The organism is Rhodoglobus sp. (genome assembly GCF_053580035.1).
In genome coordinates this window covers 1-16,908 of the sequence record NZ_JBMDVL010000001.1, presented here as the reverse complement: position 1 = coordinate 16,908, position 16,908 = coordinate 1, and the positions used below count along the sequence as shown (strand labels likewise).

Annotated in this window: 18 protein-coding genes; 3 read left to right on the top strand and 15 right to left on the bottom strand. The window is 60.3% G+C overall.

Features of this window, described 5'->3' with window-relative positions; genetic code table 11:
- Window positions 1-13: 13 nt before the first annotated feature.
- The 11 genes from cmk to ACOH1Z_RS00040 form a co-directional block, all read right to left on the bottom strand.
- Window positions 14-688, bottom strand: a complete 675-nt coding sequence (gene cmk, locus ACOH1Z_RS00090; protein WP_449646473.1) for a (d)CMP kinase — start codon at window positions 686-688, stop codon at window positions 14-16.
- Window positions 685-1,767, bottom strand: a complete 1,083-nt coding sequence (locus tag ACOH1Z_RS00085) for a prephenate dehydrogenase (protein ID WP_449646472.1) — start codon at window positions 1,765-1,767, stop codon at window positions 685-687. The genes cmk and ACOH1Z_RS00085 overlap by 4 nt, the downstream gene beginning before the upstream one ends.
- Window positions 1,764-2,537 carry a pseudouridine synthase gene (locus ACOH1Z_RS00080; RefSeq protein ID WP_449646471.1) on the bottom strand — a complete coding sequence of 258 codons (774 nt, stop codon included), beginning with the start codon at window positions 2,535-2,537 and terminating at the stop codon, window positions 1,764-1,766. Before ACOH1Z_RS00080 ends, ACOH1Z_RS00085 begins: the two co-directional genes overlap by 4 nt.
- On the bottom strand, window positions 2,524-3,117 hold the full coding sequence (scpB, locus tag ACOH1Z_RS00075) for an SMC-Scp complex subunit ScpB (protein ID WP_449646470.1): 594 nt from the start codon (window positions 3,115-3,117) through the stop codon (window positions 2,524-2,526). Before scpB ends, ACOH1Z_RS00080 begins: the two co-directional genes overlap by 14 nt.
- On the bottom strand, window positions 3,107-3,955 hold the full coding sequence (locus tag ACOH1Z_RS00070) for a segregation and condensation protein A (protein ID WP_449646469.1): 849 nt from the start codon (window positions 3,953-3,955) through the stop codon (window positions 3,107-3,109). Before ACOH1Z_RS00070 ends, scpB begins: the two co-directional genes overlap by 11 nt.
- Complete coding sequence (locus ACOH1Z_RS00065) at window positions 3,939-4,826, bottom strand: ParA family protein (RefSeq protein ID WP_449646468.1); 888 nt, start codon at window positions 4,824-4,826, stop codon at window positions 3,939-3,941. Before ACOH1Z_RS00065 ends, ACOH1Z_RS00070 begins: the two co-directional genes overlap by 17 nt.
- Before the next feature lie 118 nt (window positions 4,827-4,944).
- Window positions 4,945-5,880, bottom strand: coding sequence for a site-specific tyrosine recombinase XerD (locus ACOH1Z_RS00060; RefSeq protein WP_449646467.1), 936 nt, complete (start codon window positions 5,878-5,880; stop codon window positions 4,945-4,947).
- A 22-nt stretch (window positions 5,881-5,902) separates the two neighbouring features.
- Complete coding sequence (locus ACOH1Z_RS00055; protein WP_449646466.1) at window positions 5,903-6,535, bottom strand: NUDIX domain-containing protein; 633 nt, start codon at window positions 6,533-6,535, stop codon at window positions 5,903-5,905.
- Window positions 6,525-8,228, bottom strand: a complete 1,704-nt coding sequence (pyrG, locus tag ACOH1Z_RS00050; RefSeq protein WP_449646465.1) for a CTP synthase — start codon at window positions 8,226-8,228, stop codon at window positions 6,525-6,527. The genes ACOH1Z_RS00055 and pyrG overlap by 11 nt, the downstream gene beginning before the upstream one ends.
- 96 nt (window positions 8,229-8,324) lie before the next feature.
- Window positions 8,325-10,031 carry a DNA repair protein RecN gene (gene recN, locus ACOH1Z_RS00045; RefSeq protein WP_449646464.1) on the bottom strand — a complete coding sequence of 569 codons (1,707 nt, stop codon included), beginning with the start codon at window positions 10,029-10,031 and terminating at the stop codon, window positions 8,325-8,327.
- A complete protein-coding gene (locus ACOH1Z_RS00040; protein WP_449646463.1) occupies window positions 10,028-10,972 on the bottom strand; it encodes an NAD kinase in 945 nt (314 codons plus the stop codon). The genes recN and ACOH1Z_RS00040 overlap by 4 nt, the downstream gene beginning before the upstream one ends.
- Before the next feature lie 261 nt (window positions 10,973-11,233).
- On the opposite strand from ACOH1Z_RS00040, the gene ACOH1Z_RS00035 reads away from it, so the two are divergent.
- Genes ACOH1Z_RS00035 through ACOH1Z_RS00025 form a run of 3 tightly spaced genes read left to right on the top strand, consistent with a single transcriptional unit; the run spans window position 11,234 to window position 13,382 of the window.
- Window positions 11,234-11,485 (top strand): SHOCT domain-containing protein, encoded by a 252-nt coding sequence (locus ACOH1Z_RS00035; protein ID WP_449646462.1) that lies wholly within the window; start codon window positions 11,234-11,236, stop codon window positions 11,483-11,485.
- Entirely contained in the window at window positions 11,485-12,948 is a 1,464-nt protein-coding gene (locus ACOH1Z_RS00030; RefSeq protein WP_449646461.1) for a multicopper oxidase family protein, read from the top strand. The genes ACOH1Z_RS00035 and ACOH1Z_RS00030 overlap by 1 nt, the downstream gene beginning before the upstream one ends.
- 14 nt (window positions 12,949-12,962) lie before the next feature.
- On the top strand, window positions 12,963-13,382 hold the full coding sequence (locus ACOH1Z_RS00025; protein WP_449646460.1) for a DUF302 domain-containing protein: 420 nt from the start codon (window positions 12,963-12,965) through the stop codon (window positions 13,380-13,382).
- A gap of 22 nt (window positions 13,383-13,404) precedes the next feature.
- On the opposite strand, the gene ACOH1Z_RS00020 is transcribed toward ACOH1Z_RS00025, so the two are convergent.
- Genes ACOH1Z_RS00020 through ACOH1Z_RS00005 form a run of 4 tightly spaced genes read right to left on the bottom strand, consistent with a single transcriptional unit; the run spans window position 13,405 to window position 16,774 of the window.
- Window positions 13,405-14,199, bottom strand: a complete 795-nt coding sequence (locus ACOH1Z_RS00020) for a TlyA family RNA methyltransferase (RefSeq protein WP_449646459.1) — start codon at window positions 14,197-14,199, stop codon at window positions 13,405-13,407.
- Window positions 14,192-14,344 carry a hypothetical protein gene (locus ACOH1Z_RS00015; protein ID WP_341952173.1) on the bottom strand — a complete coding sequence of 51 codons (153 nt, stop codon included), beginning with the start codon at window positions 14,342-14,344 and terminating at the stop codon, window positions 14,192-14,194. The genes ACOH1Z_RS00020 and ACOH1Z_RS00015 overlap by 8 nt, the downstream gene beginning before the upstream one ends.
- 2 nt (window positions 14,345-14,346) lie before the next feature.
- Window positions 14,347-15,372 (bottom strand): HAD-IIA family hydrolase, encoded by a 1,026-nt coding sequence (locus ACOH1Z_RS00010; RefSeq protein ID WP_449648165.1) that lies wholly within the window; start codon window positions 15,370-15,372, stop codon window positions 14,347-14,349.
- Complete coding sequence (locus tag ACOH1Z_RS00005; protein WP_449646458.1) at window positions 15,335-16,774, bottom strand: hypothetical protein; 1,440 nt, start codon at window positions 16,772-16,774, stop codon at window positions 15,335-15,337. Before ACOH1Z_RS00005 ends, ACOH1Z_RS00010 begins: the two co-directional genes overlap by 38 nt.
- Window positions 16,775-16,908 lie beyond the last annotated feature (134 nt).

Below are 16,908 nucleotides of genomic sequence, written 5' to 3'. Positions count from 1 at the left end.
GGTAGTCCTTTAGTTACATGCTGGAGCGAACGAAACTCGCGACGGCCGTCACGGTCTGATCGAAGTCAAGATTGGTGGAGTCAATGGTGATGACTCCTTCTGCGGCGTTCATGAAGTCCACGACTTTGGAGTCCTGCGCATCTCGATAACTGAGTTGTTGCGCCGTTGTCGCGCTCGATTCTCCGGAGAGTTCGGCCGCACGTCTTCCCATCCTAGCTTCTTCACTAGCAGTTAGCAGAATTCGCGCCTGAGCGTCGGGGGCAACGACCGTCGTGATGTCTCGCCCCTCGACCACAATGCCGGGTTTTTCACTGCTCGCGATAATGCTGCGGAACAGCTCAACCATGTATTCGCGCACTTCGGGAATGCGGGCAATATTCGACACAACACCAGTAATGCGAGGTTCGCGGATGTCGTTGGTCACGATCTCCGAGTCGACCTTCACAAAGTAGTTGTCTGGGTCAATCCCGATGAAGTACTCGAAGCGGGGAAGAGTATCGATAACATCGCTGGGCCCGAGGGTGTCAACACCACGGTCGAGGCAGTGCAGGGCAAATCCACGATAGGCAGCCCCCGTGTCGAGGTAGTCGAAGCCGAGTTCGCGAGCGGTTGCTTTCGACACACTCGATTTGCCGCTGCCTGCAGGCCCATCGACGGCCACGACAACGAACGATGGGTCTGTGTTCACGCTAAAGTCTCTGCAATCTTCCAACCACGAGCTTCGAGCTCGCTAATAAGTAGGGCTTCTTTTTCGGGCAGTACCGAGATTTCGGCGAGACCGAATTGGGCGCCCGGTGAGTGCTCAAGACGCAAGTCTTCCATGTTCACCTGGGCTTCGCCGATTTCGGTGAGCAGCCGTGCGAGCTCTCCCGGCTTGTCATCAACCATCACGACAAGTTGGCTGAAGTGCTTGCGTGTTCCGTGCTTTCCGGGGATCCGGGCGACTCCCGTGTTTCCTCCGGCGAGCACTTCGGCGATGGCGCGGCGTGCGCCAGGTGCATCGGGGGTCTCCAGCGCATCAATCGCAACACCAAGTTCGGCCTGAAGTTCCCGCAAGATGTGTGCGACCGGTCCCGCGTTTGCGGCCAAAATCTGCACCCACAGCTCGGGGGCGCTCGACGCGATGCGGGTGGTGTCGCGCAGTCCTTGACCGGCAAGCCCAACAGCGGCGTCGGATGCTCCGGCCAACCGGTGCGCAAGCAAACTTGCCACCACTTGGGGAACGTGCGAGATCAGAGCCACTGCGTCGTCATGCTCGGCAGCAGACATCGCAATCGGAACCGCCCCCAGCTCGATGACCACATCTTCCACCGCGCGACGACGGAAGGGCTCTCCCCTGCCAACAACCCACGGCCGACCGATGAAGAGGTCAGCGCGAGCAGCACTCGCACCGCCACGTTCGCGTCCAGCAAGGGGATGCGAACCAACGTAACGATCGAGATCGACACCAAGAGCAATGAGCTCCTCGAGTACACCGACCTTCACACTCGCAACATCCGTCACGGATGCTCGCGGCCACGCCGCAAGTTCGCGCGCAACAACCTCGGCGGTGACATCGGGCGGAACCGCAACAATGACCAGCGTTGGTGCATCGTCAGGTTGCGGTGCACGACCAGCGCCGTAATCGATCGCGAGCGATAAAGTGCTGCGGGAAGCATCGTGAACAATCACGTCAACACCCTTGGCCCGCAATCCGAGCCCAATACTCGCACCGAGCAAACCCGCACCAACGATGCGAACTTGCCCTGTGATGCGGCCTAGATTCACGACTGTTCCTCGGCGTCACGGGCGATCGTCAGCACCGCGCCCAACTCCACTTTCGTTAGGTTGCGGGTGCGGCCGATTCCGAGGCTGCCCAGGTTGAGCGGGCCAAACTGGCGCCGCACAAGTTCAATCACGGGGTGACCGACGGCATCCAACATCCGACGAACAATGCGGTTTCGCCCCGAGTGAAGAGTGAGTTCCACCATTGTCTGGTCGCCGGATGCTCGGCCGAGCGCCCGCGCCTTGTCTGCCGCAATGAAGCCATCCTCAAGTTCGATGCCCTTAGTGAGCTGTGCGATGGTCTGCGCGGTCACCGTGCCCTCCACCTTGGCGATGTAGGTCTTCATTACGCCAAAGGAAGGATGCGCGAGAACGTGCGCGAGTTCGCCATCATTGGTCAAGATGATGAGGCCAGACGTTTGAGCGTCAAGACGGCCAACGTTGAAGAGTCGCTCGTCATAGTTGCCCGTGAACTGGCGAAGGTCGGGGCGACCATTCTCATCCGCCATTGAGCTAACAACGCCAACAGGCTTGTTGAGCATCACGTAGCGCTTGGTGGTGTCGAGCTGGATGGCGGTGCCGTCAACAGTCACGCGGTCGGTCGGTCGCACCCGACGACCAGCCTCTTCGACGACCTTGCCGTTAACCGCGACACGACCCTGGTAGATCAAATCTTCTGAAACGCGACGCGATGCCACACCGGCAGCGGCCATTACTTTTTGAAGGCGTTCGCCTTCGGGATTGCTGGGGCTTGCGCCATTAGCGTTGTTCATCAAAACCGTCCGAACCATCAGATAAAAGCGGCGAGATCGGAGGTAACTCGGCAATGGAATTGATTCCCAATTGCACGAGCATTAGCTCCGTTGTTTCGTAATGGATGGCGCCCGTCTCGTTGTCGGTAAACGCCTCCGTAATAAGTCCCCGGCCGAGCAGCGTGCGCACAACAGAGTCGACATTAACGGCACGCACTGCTGCGACCGCTCCCCTGCTAATTGGTTGCTTGTAGGCAATGACAGCCAAGGTTTCGAGTGCAGCCTGGCTCAACCGTGAGGGGTTTTGCGTATAGACAAAGTCTCGCACTGCTGCGTCGTAGTCTGCGCGCACATAAATACGCCAGCCGCCACCGACTTCGCGCAGCTCAAAGCCACGGCGTGGGCCTTCGCCATCACCATCGAAATCGGCACACAGCGCCGTGATGGTCTTGCGGATTTCCGCAACGGGGGCATTGAGCGCTGTGGCAAGACTGACGAGACTCTGGGGTTCGTCAGCAACCATGAAGATCGCTTCGAGTCCTCGAGCAAGGTCGACAACGGGGCCGGCCTCGAGTTCTTCTGTCGCAGTATTAGTTTCCATAGTCAGCTCCCAGATTAGCGAGGCTATCGTCTGACCAGTGCTGCGCTGTCCAGCGCACGGTCAGCTCACCCAGCGGCTCGATCTGCTCAAACGACACATTTGCGCCGCGATACAGCTCCAATACGGCCAAGAATCGCGCAACAATCACGCCTTTTAGCTCTGCACCGGCGATGAGTTGCCGAAATGTCATCGACTCCCCCGACCTCAGCAGCGCAACGACGTGAGCTGCCTGTTCGCGGATGCTGATGAGCGGTGCATGCAAATGGTCGAGGCCGACGCTCGGGATCTCCCGCGGGGTGAATGCCAGCGTCGCCAAGGCAGCAAAGTCATCGAGGCTGAGCGTCCACACAAGCTCGGGAGTTTGCGTACGAAACTTCTCTTCGAGTCGAACTGACCGCACGGTGCGCGTTGACTCGGCATCGAAGTGGCCAGAGAACCAATCACTTGCCTGCTTAAACGCCCGGTACTGCAACAGACGGGCGAACAGCATGTCGCGGGCTTCGAGCAGCGCCACATCCTCGGCATCCACCAGTTCACCCTGCGGCAGGAGGCCAGCGACTTTCAGGTCGAGCAGGGTCGCCGCCACCACAAGAAACTCGCTCGCTTGATCGAGCTCATCGATTCCGTCACCCGTGCCATCGCCCTCGGATTCGAAGTGGCGCAGGTAGGCGATGAACTCGTCGGTGATTCGTGACAGCGAGACTTCGGTGATGTCGAGTTCGTGCTTCGAGATCAGCGAAAGTAGCAGGTCGAATGGCCCGTTGAAGTTGCTAAGCGAGACCGAGAAACCCGGGGCGGGCGACTGGGACTCTTCCACGTCGCTAGGCGACGGCGCCACGGGCGATCAACTCTCGCGCCACCTGGCGGTAGGAGTGCGCCGCAGAGTGTTCTGGTGCAAAGGTCGTGATGGGTGCGCCAGCCACGCTCGCATCCGGGAACTTCACGGTGCGACCGATCACGGTCTCCAAGACATCGTCACCGAAGTTTTCGACAACGCGCTCGAGCACTTCACGCGAGTGCAGCGTGCGGGCATCAAACATGGTTGCCAAGATTCCGTCGAGCTTGATCGCGGGGTTCAACCGGTCCTGAACCTTTTCGATTGTCTCCACGAGAAGGGCGACACCACGCAACGCGAAGAACTCGCACTCGAGCGGAATCAGAACACCATGAGCTGCGGTCAAGGCGTTGACGGTGAGCAGGCCAAGCGATGGCTGGCAGTCGATCAGGATCACGTCGTACTGATCGCTAACCTTGCGCAGTACGCGCGCCAAAATCGTCTCGCGCGCAACCTCATTGACGAGGTGCACTTCTGCGGCAGACAGGTCAATGTTTGCCGGGATGACGTCGAGACCGGGCACGTTCGTGTGCACGATCGCTTCTGCGGGGTTCTTGATCGTGCCGAGCAGCAGGTCATAGATGGTGGGAACGTCGTGCGTTGGCACACCGAGACCTGCTGAGAGGGCCCCCTGGGGGTCGAAATCGACCGCGAGCACCCGTCGGCCGTATTCGGCGAAAGATGCGCCCAGATTGATCGTGGTGGTGGTCTTGCCTACGCCACCCTTTTGGTTGCACAGCGAAATGATGCGCGCCGGGCCGTGGCCCGTGAGAGGAGGTGGCTCGGGAAAGTGAGTGATCGGCCGGCCGGTTGGGCCCATTGCCTGAACATCCAACCCTGCCAGCCCCGACTGGGTAACACGCGGTGCTGTCATGCCAAAAGTTTACGTCGCGCATCCGTCACAGCCTGCGCTCCCACGCGCGGACACAGCAGGGTCGCCTCTACCAAAGGTTGAAGGTTTGGACGCGCGACACGCAGGCCAAACGAGTCCTCTAGCGAGCTCGCGGATGCGCCGTCGTGTACATATCGCGCAGAGTGTCCGCCGTCACCATCGTGTAGATCTGCGTCGTCGCCACCGAAGAGTGCCCGAGCAGTTCTTGCACGACTCGCACATCGGCACCACCGGAAAGCAAATGAGTAGCGAAAGAGTGACGGAAAGTGTGCGGCGAAATATCGATACCGAGTTCGACCCGCTCGGCGGCAGCTTGGATGATCAACCACACGTTTTGGCGCGAAAGCCGGGCCCCGCGCGCGCCCATAAACAACGCCGGCGTCGACGGACCCTTCAGCGAGAGCGTCGGCCGCGCCCGCACCAGATATTGCTGAATCGCGTCGCGGGCAAAGCTGCCAACCGGAACAATCCGTTGCTTATTACCCTTGCCCAACAGTCGCACAATGTCACCATCGATCATGTCGTCAACATTGAGCGACACTACCTCGGAGACGCGCGCTCCCGTGGCATAGAGCAGCTCAAGCAGTGCCGTATTGCGCAGAGAAATCACGTCATCGCCCTCGAACGCCGCCAGCACACTCGCCATCTGCTCGATTGTGATTGCCTTCGGCAATCGCATCGACTGCTTCGGAATCGCCACCGCGTGGGCAACATCGACAGTCGCCAACGATTCATCGATGAAGAACGTGTGGATGCCGCGCACCGTCGACAGCATCCGGGCAACCGAGGATGCCGCGAGTGGGCGCTCGGGATCGGCACGCAGGCTGTGCGCAAACGCCGTCACGTCATCCGCGGTGATGGCGTCTGGCGAAACAATGTCGCGTTCGTCGAGGAAGGCGAGGTACGACTCGAGGTCGCGACGATAAGCGGCCAGGGTGTTGGCCGAGAGTCCACGTTCGATCGCCAGGTGCCGCAGATAGCGCTCCGAGGCGACCGCGATCCGGTTTCCCGCTCCAGCGCGCACCGACTCACTCATCTGATTCAACTACTCGCGTGAATTACTCGTCGTAGTTTCGCGGATGCCGCGGCCAGGGCTCATCGGCAGCACCGAGGGTGTTCCAGCCGCGGTCGCGTCCGATCTGGGCCGCAAGCAGTCCCATGCACAGAATCGAGTTCTGGATGCGACGGTCAAGCAACGCATCAACCGCATCCTCGAGAGGAACCCAGCGCATTTCGATGCCCGCTTCTTCGGCAAAACGGTCAAAGGTCTCGCCCGTTGCGCTCACACCGCGCGCAAGGTAGATGCGCACCGCTTCATTGCTTCCGCCCGGCGAGGTCAGCATTTCACTGAGCACGTGCCACGATTCAGCCTGCAAATCGGTCTCTTCAGCGAACTCGCGCTGAGCGGCAACCAGCGGCGACTCGTTCTCAACGTCGAGCAATCCCGCTGGCAGTTCCCAATCGCGAAGGCGCACCGGATGCCGGTATTGCTTGATCAGGAGGACCCGGTCACGCTCATCCAGAGCAAGCACCGCAACAGCACCCGTGTGATTGACAAACTCGCGGGTAATTTCTGATCCCTCTAACTCAAAACGTTCGCGGTCAACGTTCCACACGTGACCACTGAACACTGTTTCAGTGTTCAGCAGGTGTGGGGTGACGCGGTCGTCGCTGAGTTCGCTATGCATCATCCTGCTCAGTCACCTCAAAGAGGCGGTTTGCTTTTTGGCGCTCGATCGCTGCGGCAACCAGTCCGCGGAATAGCGGGTGGGCGCGGTTAGGGCGAGATAGGAGCTCGGGGTGTGCCTGAGTTCCCACGTAGTAGGGGTGAACTTCGCGCGGCAGCTCAACAAATTCGACGAGGGTGCGGTCTGGGGAGATTCCGGAGAACGTGAGTCCGGCATCCGCAATCTGCTGGCGGTATTCGTTGTTGACTTCGTAGCGGTGACGGTGACGCTCAGCCGCGGTCGGTGCGCCGTAGATTTCTTCTACGATCGAGCCCGGCTCAAGGTTGGCGTTGTAGAGACCGAGGCGCATCGTGCCGCCCATGTCTCCCCCGGCAATGATGTCGACCTGTTCGGCCATGGTCGCGATAACCGGGTACTTGCTGTCGGCGTCAAACTCGGTCGAGGATGCACCTTCGAGGCCGGCCATGTCGCGAGCATATTCAATGACCATGCATTGCAGCCCGAGGCAAATCCCGAGGGTGGGGATGCCGTTCTCGCGAACGAATTTGAGCGCTCCGAGCTTGCCTTCGATGCCGCGAACGCCGAATCCACCTGGCACGACAATGCCGTCAAGGTCGGAGAGGTTCTTGGCTGCGCCTTCTGGAGTTTCACATTCGTCGGAAGGAACCCAACGAATGTTGACCTTCGCATTGTTCGCGAAACCACCGGCACGCAGTGCTTCGGTGACCGAGAGGTACGCGTCGGGCAGGTCGATATATTTGCCGACAAGACCGATGGTGGCTTCGTGCTTAGGGTTGTGAACGACTTCGAGAAGCTCGTTCCAGCCATCCCAGTTCACTGACTTAGCTTCGTCGAGGCCGAGCTGGTTGATGATGTAGGCGTCGAGTCCCTGGCTGTGCAACATTTCGGGGATGTCGTAGATGCTGGAGGCGTCGGTGGCGTTGACGACGGCGTCTTCTTCAACGTCACACATGAGCGCGATCTTGCGCTTGTTGGACTCGGAGACGGGGCGGTCACTGCGCAGAACGAGCGCGTCGGGCTGGATACCGATCGAGCGCAGCGCGGCGACGGAGTGCTGGGTCGGCTTGGTCTTCTGCTCGCCAGAGGCGGCCATGAACGGCACGAGTGAAACGTGCACGAAGAATACGTTCTTGCGCCCGAGTTCGTGGCGCACCTGCCGAGCGGATTCGATGAACGGGAGGCTTTCGATGTCGCCGACGGTTCCACCAATTTCGGTGATGATGACGTCAGGCTGGGGGTTTTCATCGTCGAACGGGCCGGCAGCCTGCAGGCGCATACGGCGCTTGATTTCGTCGGTGATGTGCGGAATCACCTGCACGGTGTCGCCAAGGTATTCGCCGCGACGTTCTTTGGCGATCACTTCGGAGTAGATCTGTCCGGTAGTGACGTTCGCTGCTTGGTTGAGCTTGATGTCGAGGAAGCGCTCGTAGTGTCCGATGTCGAGGTCGGTTTCGGCGCCATCATCGGTGACGAAGACTTCACCGTGTTGGAAGGGGTTCATGGTGCCGGGATCCACGTTCAGATAGGGATCCAGCTTCTGCATGACGACGCGGAGCCCGCGTGCTGTCAGCAGGTTTCCGAGACTCGCCGCCGTGAGGCCTTTACCGAGAGAAGAGACGACTCCTCCGGTGACGAAGATGTGCTTTGTTACGACCGCGTTTTTATTGTCCACCACGGGGTTCTATCGTATCTCACGACTGGCGTTTAAGTTGCGCTGTTGGGGCGTTTCGTTATCGGCTTAACAGGCTCGCGACACAAAAGAGGCTCTGCGTTAGCGATTTGCCTTCTCCAGTTCGTGCGCGGTGTTGATGAGTTCGCGAGCGTGGGCGAGCCCCGATTCGGAGTCGGGAAGGCCGGAGAGCAGTCGCGCCATTTCGGCGATTCGCGCCTCTCCTTCGAGCTGGTGAACGCTGGATGCCGTGACTGAGCCGTCGTCGCCCTTGATGACGCTGAGGTGGTTGTCGGCAAACGCGGCAACCTGGGCAAGGTGGGTGACAACGATCACTTGAGCGGTGCGGCTCAGCTGGGCTAGACGTTTTCCGATTTCGATGGCGGCTGCACCGCCGACTCCGGCATCCACTTCGTCAAAGATGAAGGTGGGCACGGGGTCGTTGCCGGCAATGACAACTTCGATGGCAAGCATGACGCGGGAGAGCTCTCCCCCGGATGCGCCTTTGCCGAGCGGGCGCGGTGGCGCGCCGGGGTGTGGGCGAAGCAGTATCGACACTTCGTCTTTTCCGCTCAGCGAGTAGTCGCTGCGATCTTCAACGGTGACGACAATCTCGGCATTGGCCATGGCGAGTTGCGCAAGTTCGCTGGTGACTTCGGCGGAGAGTCGCTGTGCACTGCTTGTACGCACGTCGCTGACGTTCGCTGCGAGGGCGATGAGTTCGGCCTGATCAGCTTCCACTTGAGCACGGAGCGTATCAATGCGAGTGGAGTCGTTGTCGAGTTCCAGTAGTCGCTGACTGCCAGTATCGAGCACGTCGACAACATCGTCGAGGTTGCTTCCGTGTTTGCGTACGAGAGCGGCAAGTTGGCTGCGTCGTTCTTCTACCTGTTCAAGTTCGCGGCTGCCATCTGAATCGAGGCTCGCAAGATAGCTGGCAAGATCGGTCGCGATTTCACCGAGAGTGATGGATGCCGCGGCAAGGGCTTCCGCGATCGACCCGAGTTGGGCGTCATGCTCAGCAACACGCTCAAGCCCTCGATAGGCCGCGGCAAGCTGGGCAACCACATCGGAGCTCTCGTCTGCGGCATCCGCCGACAACACCGCGTGGGCGCCTTCGGCTGCGAGACGGAGGCCTTCAAGGTTGGCGAGTCGATCGGCACGCTCGGTGAGTTCAACATCTTCACCGCGGCGAACGTCAGCGGACTCGATCTCATCAATGGCCACGCGTAGTTCTTCGGCTTCCCGACTGCGCAGATCGCCTTCGGCTACGAGCACATCGAGTTCGCCCTGGGCAGACTGCCAGCGGCGGAAGACGGTTTGGTACTGCTCAAGCACGGTTGCCAATTCGGCTCCAGCGAAACGATCGAGCGCATTGCGCTGAGCCGTCGCTGACTTGAGACGAATCTGATCGGATTGCCCGTGCACAACAACAAGCTGGTCACCAAGCTCCGTCAGCACCCCGACAGGAGCACTGCGGCCGCCAACAACAGCACGACTGCGACCCTCACGTGACACAGTGCGCACGAGCAGCAGTTCGCCATCATCAAGATCACCACCGGCATCGCGTACTCGCTCGGCAACGGCAGACTTCGGGTCAATGACCCAGCGCCCTTCAACGGATGCTTGGTCGCTGTCCGCACGGATCGCTGCCGCATCGGCGCGCTCCCCCAACAGAAGCCCAAGGGCTGTGACCACCATGGTTTTACCCGCACCGGTTTCACCCGTGAGCGCGGTAAATCCGGGGCCGAGTGGGAGTCGTGCTGATGCGATCACTCCGAGATCGCGAATGGAGATCTCTTCGATCACGACTGGGGTCCCTCCTCCGAAGCTGGGCCACGCCATCCGTATACGGGCAGGTTGAATTTCTCTACGAGTCGATCGGTGAACGGCCCCTGTGCGAGGCGCGCGAGGCGCACGGGAACGGGTGACCGGCGAACGACTACTCGAGCGCCGCGGGGAAGATCGTGGGCACGGCGGCCATCACACCAGAGAACACCGGTCCCCATGTTGCGGTCCATCACTTCGACGGCAAGCGCAGAATCTGGGCCAACAACAATCGGTCGGGCAAAAAGAGCGTGGGCGCTGAGGGGAACAAGCAGGATGGCGTCAAGACTTGGCCAGACGATGGGTCCGCCGGCCGAGAAGGAATATGCGGTTGAGCCGGTGGGGGTCGACATGACGACGCCGTCGCAACCAAAGGATGAGAGGGGTCGGCCGTCAACCTCGATGACGACTTCGAGCATCCGCTCTCGGCTGGCTTTTTCTACCGTTGCTTCGTTGAGCGCCCACGTTTCGTAGACGACTTCGGAGTCAACCTTCACCCGCACCGAGAGCGTCATGCGCTCTTCAACGAGGTAGTCACGCGCCAGAGCACGCTCCACAGTGGAAGTGAGCTCTTCGCGCTCGCTCTCTGCCAGAAATCCGACGTGACCGAGATTAACACCGAGTAGCGGCGCACTGCAGCCACGGGTCAGTTCAGCCGCACGCAGAATCGTGCCGTCACCACCGAGCACGATGACGAGCTCAAGTTCGCCCGTTTCGACTTCGTTGCCGAGGCGAGATATCGGAGAGAGATCTGGTTCAGCTTGAAGAATAGTTTCGTAGCTATCGGGCGCCAATACGGGCACGATGCCTGCGGTGATGAGTTGATGGCACACAGAGATCGCGGCCGTCAATGACTCAGCTCGACCGGTGTGAGCAATAACTAGGATGTGGCGATCGGAAGCGTGAGAGTTCTCGGACTGCACCGTGCACCTCTCGTTGGTAGTGATTGACGACTCGTGTCGCGCTGACTCAAACCCCGCCCAAAGCAATGGCGGAGATCTGCGTTAACCATTCTGTCCGATTCCCACCGACAAGTGCGCGTTGCACACGATTCTGGGGATATTGCTCGCGCCAGCGGGCAATTTTCGTCCTGGTGCCGAATCGGTTGGCACACAGCCTCCTGTATACCACCGGGGGTATCGTGGCCCGCACGGCACAATCCCAAGCGAAAGGAACCAAATCTGATGATGTGGGGCTACGGAAATATGGGATGGGCTTGGGGATACGGGCTGCTGGCACTTGCCGGCGTCGCCCTGCTCATCTATGTCATTGTTCGTTTAGCGTCGAGCAAGTCCAGCAGCGAGGGAACACCTGAGAATCCGAGGCACTCTGATGCCTCTGGCGCCAAACGAATCCTCGAAGAACGTTTCGCTCGCGGGGAGCTCACCACGGAACAATACCGAGAACACCTTCGAGTGCTCAACGAGTCCCCGTAATGTCCGAAATCAGCCGACGTAACGCGCTGATCCTCGGCGGAGTCGGGATCGCCAGTGTCGCGGTGGGCGCTACCGGTGTCTTTTTCAATCAGGGCCCCTCATCTAACTCATCGGCGGGAACAGAATCCGGCAACACCTTTACAGAGCCTGTCGAGTTGCGCAGCAGAGACGGCGCGCTCACTCTGGACCTCACGTCGTCGCCCCAAAGAGTGAGCATTGCTGGCCGAGACGTGAACGCGCTGAGCTACAACGGTGGCCTGCCAGGTCCCACCCTGCGCGTTCGCGCGGGAGACACCCTCGCTGTGAGCCTGAAAAATGGCTTAGCCGACCCCAGCAATCTGCACGTGCACGGGCTCCATATCTCCCCGAACGGCAACAGCGACAACGTGTTCGTCACGGTCGCAGCAGGCGAATCATTCGATTACCAGTACACGTTGCCAGCCGACCATCCTCCCGGCGTGTACTGGTATCACCCGCACCTTCACGGTTTCGTCGCGGAGCAAGTGTTCGGCGGGCTCTACGGCGCCATCATCGTCGAAGACCCCGAACCGATCCCCGCTGACCGAGAACGCCTCCTCGTCATCTCCGACATCACCATCAGCTCAACGGGAAATATTCCAGCCGCGTCGCCGAGGGAAGAGATGTCTGGGCGGGAGGGAGATCTCGTGCTTGTTAACGGACAACTCACTCCAGACATGACCGCCCGCCCCGGTGAACGCGAGCGGTGGCGCATCGTCAACGCCAGCGTCTCCCGCTACTTGCGACTTCGCCTCGACGGACAGCAATTGACTCTGCTCGGCATCGACTCTGGGCGCTTTGAATCGCCTCGGGAAGTCGACGAAATCGTGCTGGCCCCGGGCAACCGAGCCGACCTCATCGTCACGGGCAGCGCTGGCATGTCCAGACTACGAACCCTGAGCTACGATCGCGGATCAAACGGCGGAATGATGATGGGAGGCGGATCGCCTGCCGCTGAAGACATCACACTGGCCAGCTTCAGCGTGGCCGGGGATGCCATCGCCGGCCAGCCTGCTCTCCCCAGCCAACCTGCCCAGCGTGACCTCCGCATTGCGACCACAACTGCAAAACGCGAGCTGGTGTTTGCAATGGGAATGGGCGGCGGGATGGGAGCAGGAATGATGTCGCCCACGATCAACGGCCGCGGATTTGATGCCGCCCACGTTGACACCACTGTCCAATTCGACAGCGTCGAGGAATGGTTGCTAACCAATACCAGCACTCTCGATCATCCGCTGCACCTGCACGTCTGGCCCATGCAAGTCATCGAACAAGACGGGCAACCCGTCGACTCGATCATGTGGCAAGACGTCGTAAACATTCCTGCCCGAAGCACTACGCGCGTGCGGATCGCGTTCGAGGACTTCAGCGGAAAAACCGTCTACCACTGCCACATACTCGACCACGAAGACAACGGGATGATGGGAATCATCACCGCGAACTAGCAACGGAGATAACCATGAACTATGCGCACACCATCACAGTTTCATTGCCCTACGAGGAAGCAATCGCCGCGACGAAGCAAGAACTAGCGAACCAAGGGTTCGGCGTCCTCACCGAAATCGACATCCGAGCGACCTTCACCACAAAGCTTGGCGCCGAGAGTGCAGCTGCGGTCGGCGACTACTTGATCTTGGGCGCGTGCAACCCGGCCCTTGCCGAGCAAGCACTCGCCGCCGACCCCGACATGGGCCTGCTACTGCCCTGCAACGTCGTCATCCGACGAAGCGAGTCTGCCAAGTCGACTACGGTTCAAGCGATCAACCCGCAAACCATGGTCCAACTCAGCTCTGTGCCAGCAGTACAAGCGGTTGCTGATCAAGCAGATGAACGACTTCGTGCCGCTCTGGCAGCTATCGAGGCTGCCAGCAGCCAGTAGCCGGACTCGAGCCCCTTACCGCTTAGGCGATGGCAGCAACCCGCGTTATCCACTCTGTCGGGTTGCTGCCGTTCGGGGCACTCAACCAGACAAGATACTCACGGTTTCCTGCGTTTCCGGCGATTGGGGAGGAGACGACGCCCGCCGTGCCGAGTCCCACATCCCAAGCAGCCCACAGCACGCCCATGATTGCTTCGTCACGCAAAGCAGAGCCGTGCACAATGCCCTCGCGAATATTGGTGCGACCAACCTCGAACTGCGGCTTGACGAGAAGAACGTAGTCTGCGGCATCCCCCACCGACGCATACAGCGCCGGAATTACGGTACGCAATGAGATAAACGACAGATCAGAAACCACCAGTGTGGGAGTTTCGGATGTCCCGCTCAACGCCGCAAGCGACTCTGCAGTGAGATAGCGCGCATTTTCGCGTTCGATGACCCGCACTCGAGCATCCGAACGAATCAGGTCGACGAGTTGGCCATGCCCAACGTCAAGGGCGATTACTTCGCGAGCCCCGCGTTCGAGTAGCACTTGCGTGAATCCGCCAGTGGATGCGCCAACATCGAGGGCGAGCCTGTCTGTGGCGTCAATACCGAACGCCTCAAGCGCGGCAACCAACTTGTGGGCGGCACGGCTCACATAGTGATCGGTCTCGGCAACCTCGATAACGTGGTCATCGGTCACCGGTGTCGAGGCTTTCGGCACCGCAATGCCCTGCACTGTCACGAGGTTGTCTGCGATCAGTTTTGCGGCGTGCGTGCGTGATCGGGCGAGACCACGCGCGGCCAGAGCAGCATCGAGCCGGGTGCTAGCCATGACGCGGGAACGAGTCCCTGCCCTCAAGTTGTTGTTGCAGTTCATCGTGAATTTGCGTGAACGCTGCAGCCCTCGACTCGAGCGGTTGATCTTCGATCAGGCTCAGTCGTGACATCAATCCGTCGACGGGTGATTCATCGCTCATACTCACGAATATAGCTCCGCCGGAACCTCAAGGGCGTAGATGGCGCTCCCGGAATTCCAGATTGCTGCAGCTCCTGCTCGAAGCCGGTCAATGGATGTTCCGGCCGCTGTCACGGTGAGGCGCTGTGCTTCGAGGCGCACTGTCGCCGTTCCCACTGTCGTCACTACGGCGGCGCCGTCGTGCGTAATTACGGTTTCCGGATACGGCTCATGAAGCCCCCGCAGGTCGTCAACGATCATCGTTGGACGCTCTTCGGGGATTGCTGCGAGTACTTGCTTGGCTTGATCGATACCGGTCAAGACGAGCAGAGACGGGATGCCTGAGTTGTTGGCACCGAGAATGTCGGTGTCGAGGCGGTCGCCGATCATGAGTGCTTTGCGGGACTCGTAGCGTCGGAACGCTTCTTCGAAAATTGCGACTTCTGGCTTTCCGGCAACGATGGGCAGCCTGCCAACCGCGGTGTGCACGGCAGAAACGAGGGTGCCGTTTCCTGGTGCTGTTCCGCGCGCTTGGGGAATGGTCCAATCGGTGTTTGTGGCAACCCACGGGATGCCGTCGTCGCCACCTTTGAGAGCGAACGCTGCTTCTGCAAGGTGTGTCCACGCCACATCGGGCGCAAAGCCCTGAACGACTGCGGCTGGCGAGTCTTCGGCGGAGCGTGTGACGACGAAGCCAGACTTCTCGAGCTCGCTCGTGAGTCCGTCTCCCCCCACCACCATGACGGTTGAACCAGCTGGCACCAACTCGCGCAGAAGAGTCATCGCCGCTTGGGGCGACGTGACAACGTCGTTCGCCTCGACCCGCAATCCGAGTTCACTCAGATGAGTGGCGACGGATGCGTCGGTGCGCGAAGCATTGTTGGTGATATAGGCGACCTGGGCGCCCTCTATCGCGTTGATGCTGTCGACGGCATGAGGAATAGCGTTAGCGCCCCGGTAAACAACACCGTCGAGGTCGGCAAGAACTAGGGAAATTCCAGTGAGCGGTGTCTTAGTCGACACGCTCGCCACTTTCGCCTTCGTTCCCATCAGTCTCGTCAGTGACGTCCAGAGGCTCATCAGCATTCTCAGTTTCTGTCTCGGATGCCGCGGCGGGTGCAGTGTCGACCTCAGACGTGACTTCGTCGATTTCGTACTCAAATTCTTCTTCAACGACTTCAATGGTTGCATCGTCATCGTCGTTGAGCGCGTCGGCTGCGACGTCTGCACGATCAAACCAGATCGCTGCTTCTTCTTCGCGACCGAGTTCTTCGAGCACAGTGCCGTAGGCACCGAAGAGTGCTGGGCTATAGCTGAACGCTTTAGTGGGGTCGAGTTGCGGAATCTGCAGTTCGGTCAGGGCTTCTTCGGCTTGACCGAGGTCGAGCCGAGCACCAGACATGGCGATCGCGAGCTCTACCTGCACGCCGGTCGACAGGGTGCTTCGGCGCACGGATCGTCCGAGCTCGAGTGCACGTTCGGGGCGTTCGAGGCCACGTTCGCTATCAACCATCATCGGTAGTTGGTCGTCGCGACCAGAGATGCGACGGTAGGTGCGCAGTTCGCGCAGCGCGAGGGCGTAGTCCTCTGTTGCGTAGGCGGTGATTGCGAGGGTTTCGCGCACAACACCAATTCGGCCGGCTCGACGAGCGGCAGAGATGGCGTGTTGGTGCGCAAGCTCAGGATCACTTTCGATGAGCTGCGAGACCATGACGAGGTGCAGGGCTACGCCTTCTGCGTTTTCCTTGCTTAGAGTCTTCAGTTCATTGGATGCGATTCGATCAAGCATCTTTGGGGTAATTCCCGCGGGAATTTCCGGTGCCTGGTGGAATGCGCGAACGGAGCGGATGCCGAAGGGATCGCGATCTTCTTCTGGCTCGCGTTCGCTGGCGTTGTGGTCTCCGCGTGCGGGGGCGCCGCCTTTGGTCCAGAGACGCTTCTCGGGGGGCCCGTCGCTGCGTCCGGATCCGCGGTCGGGACGACCTCCACGTTCCGGGCGACCGGAGCCGTCGTTGCGTGGGGGGCGTGCGGGGCGTGCGGGGCGATCGCTGCGCTCGGGACGACCTGAACGGTCGCCACGATCGGGGCGGTCACCAGAACGAGGTGGCCGGCTATCGCGGTCACCTGACCGTTGCGGCCGACTGTCGCGGTCGCCGGAGCGGGGTGGGCGGGTGTCGTCGTTTGACCGTGCGGGGCGACCCTCGCGGTCGCCGGAGCGGGGTGGACGGGTGTCGTCGCCTTCGGGCTTTGCGCGCCAAGGACGATCGGATCCGGATGCGGGCTTGCCGCGGGCTGGTCCACCTGCGGCGTTGTCGCGGCGAGGTCTTCCATCGCTTGGACGGCCCTCTCCTGGTCGCCCACCGGTGGGTCGACCACCAGATCGAGGCGCGCCAGAGCGGTTTCCGTGGGGTCGGCTGTCGCGACGCCCATCGTTACCTGACGAATCACTCACTTTTTGCTCCTGAATCTGGATGGAACTTAACGCAAAATGGCCACCCGCTGTGTCTATTAAACACAGTGGTGGCCATTTCACAATTGAAGTCCGGCGGTGTCCTACTCTCCCACAAGGTCCCCCTTGCAGTACCA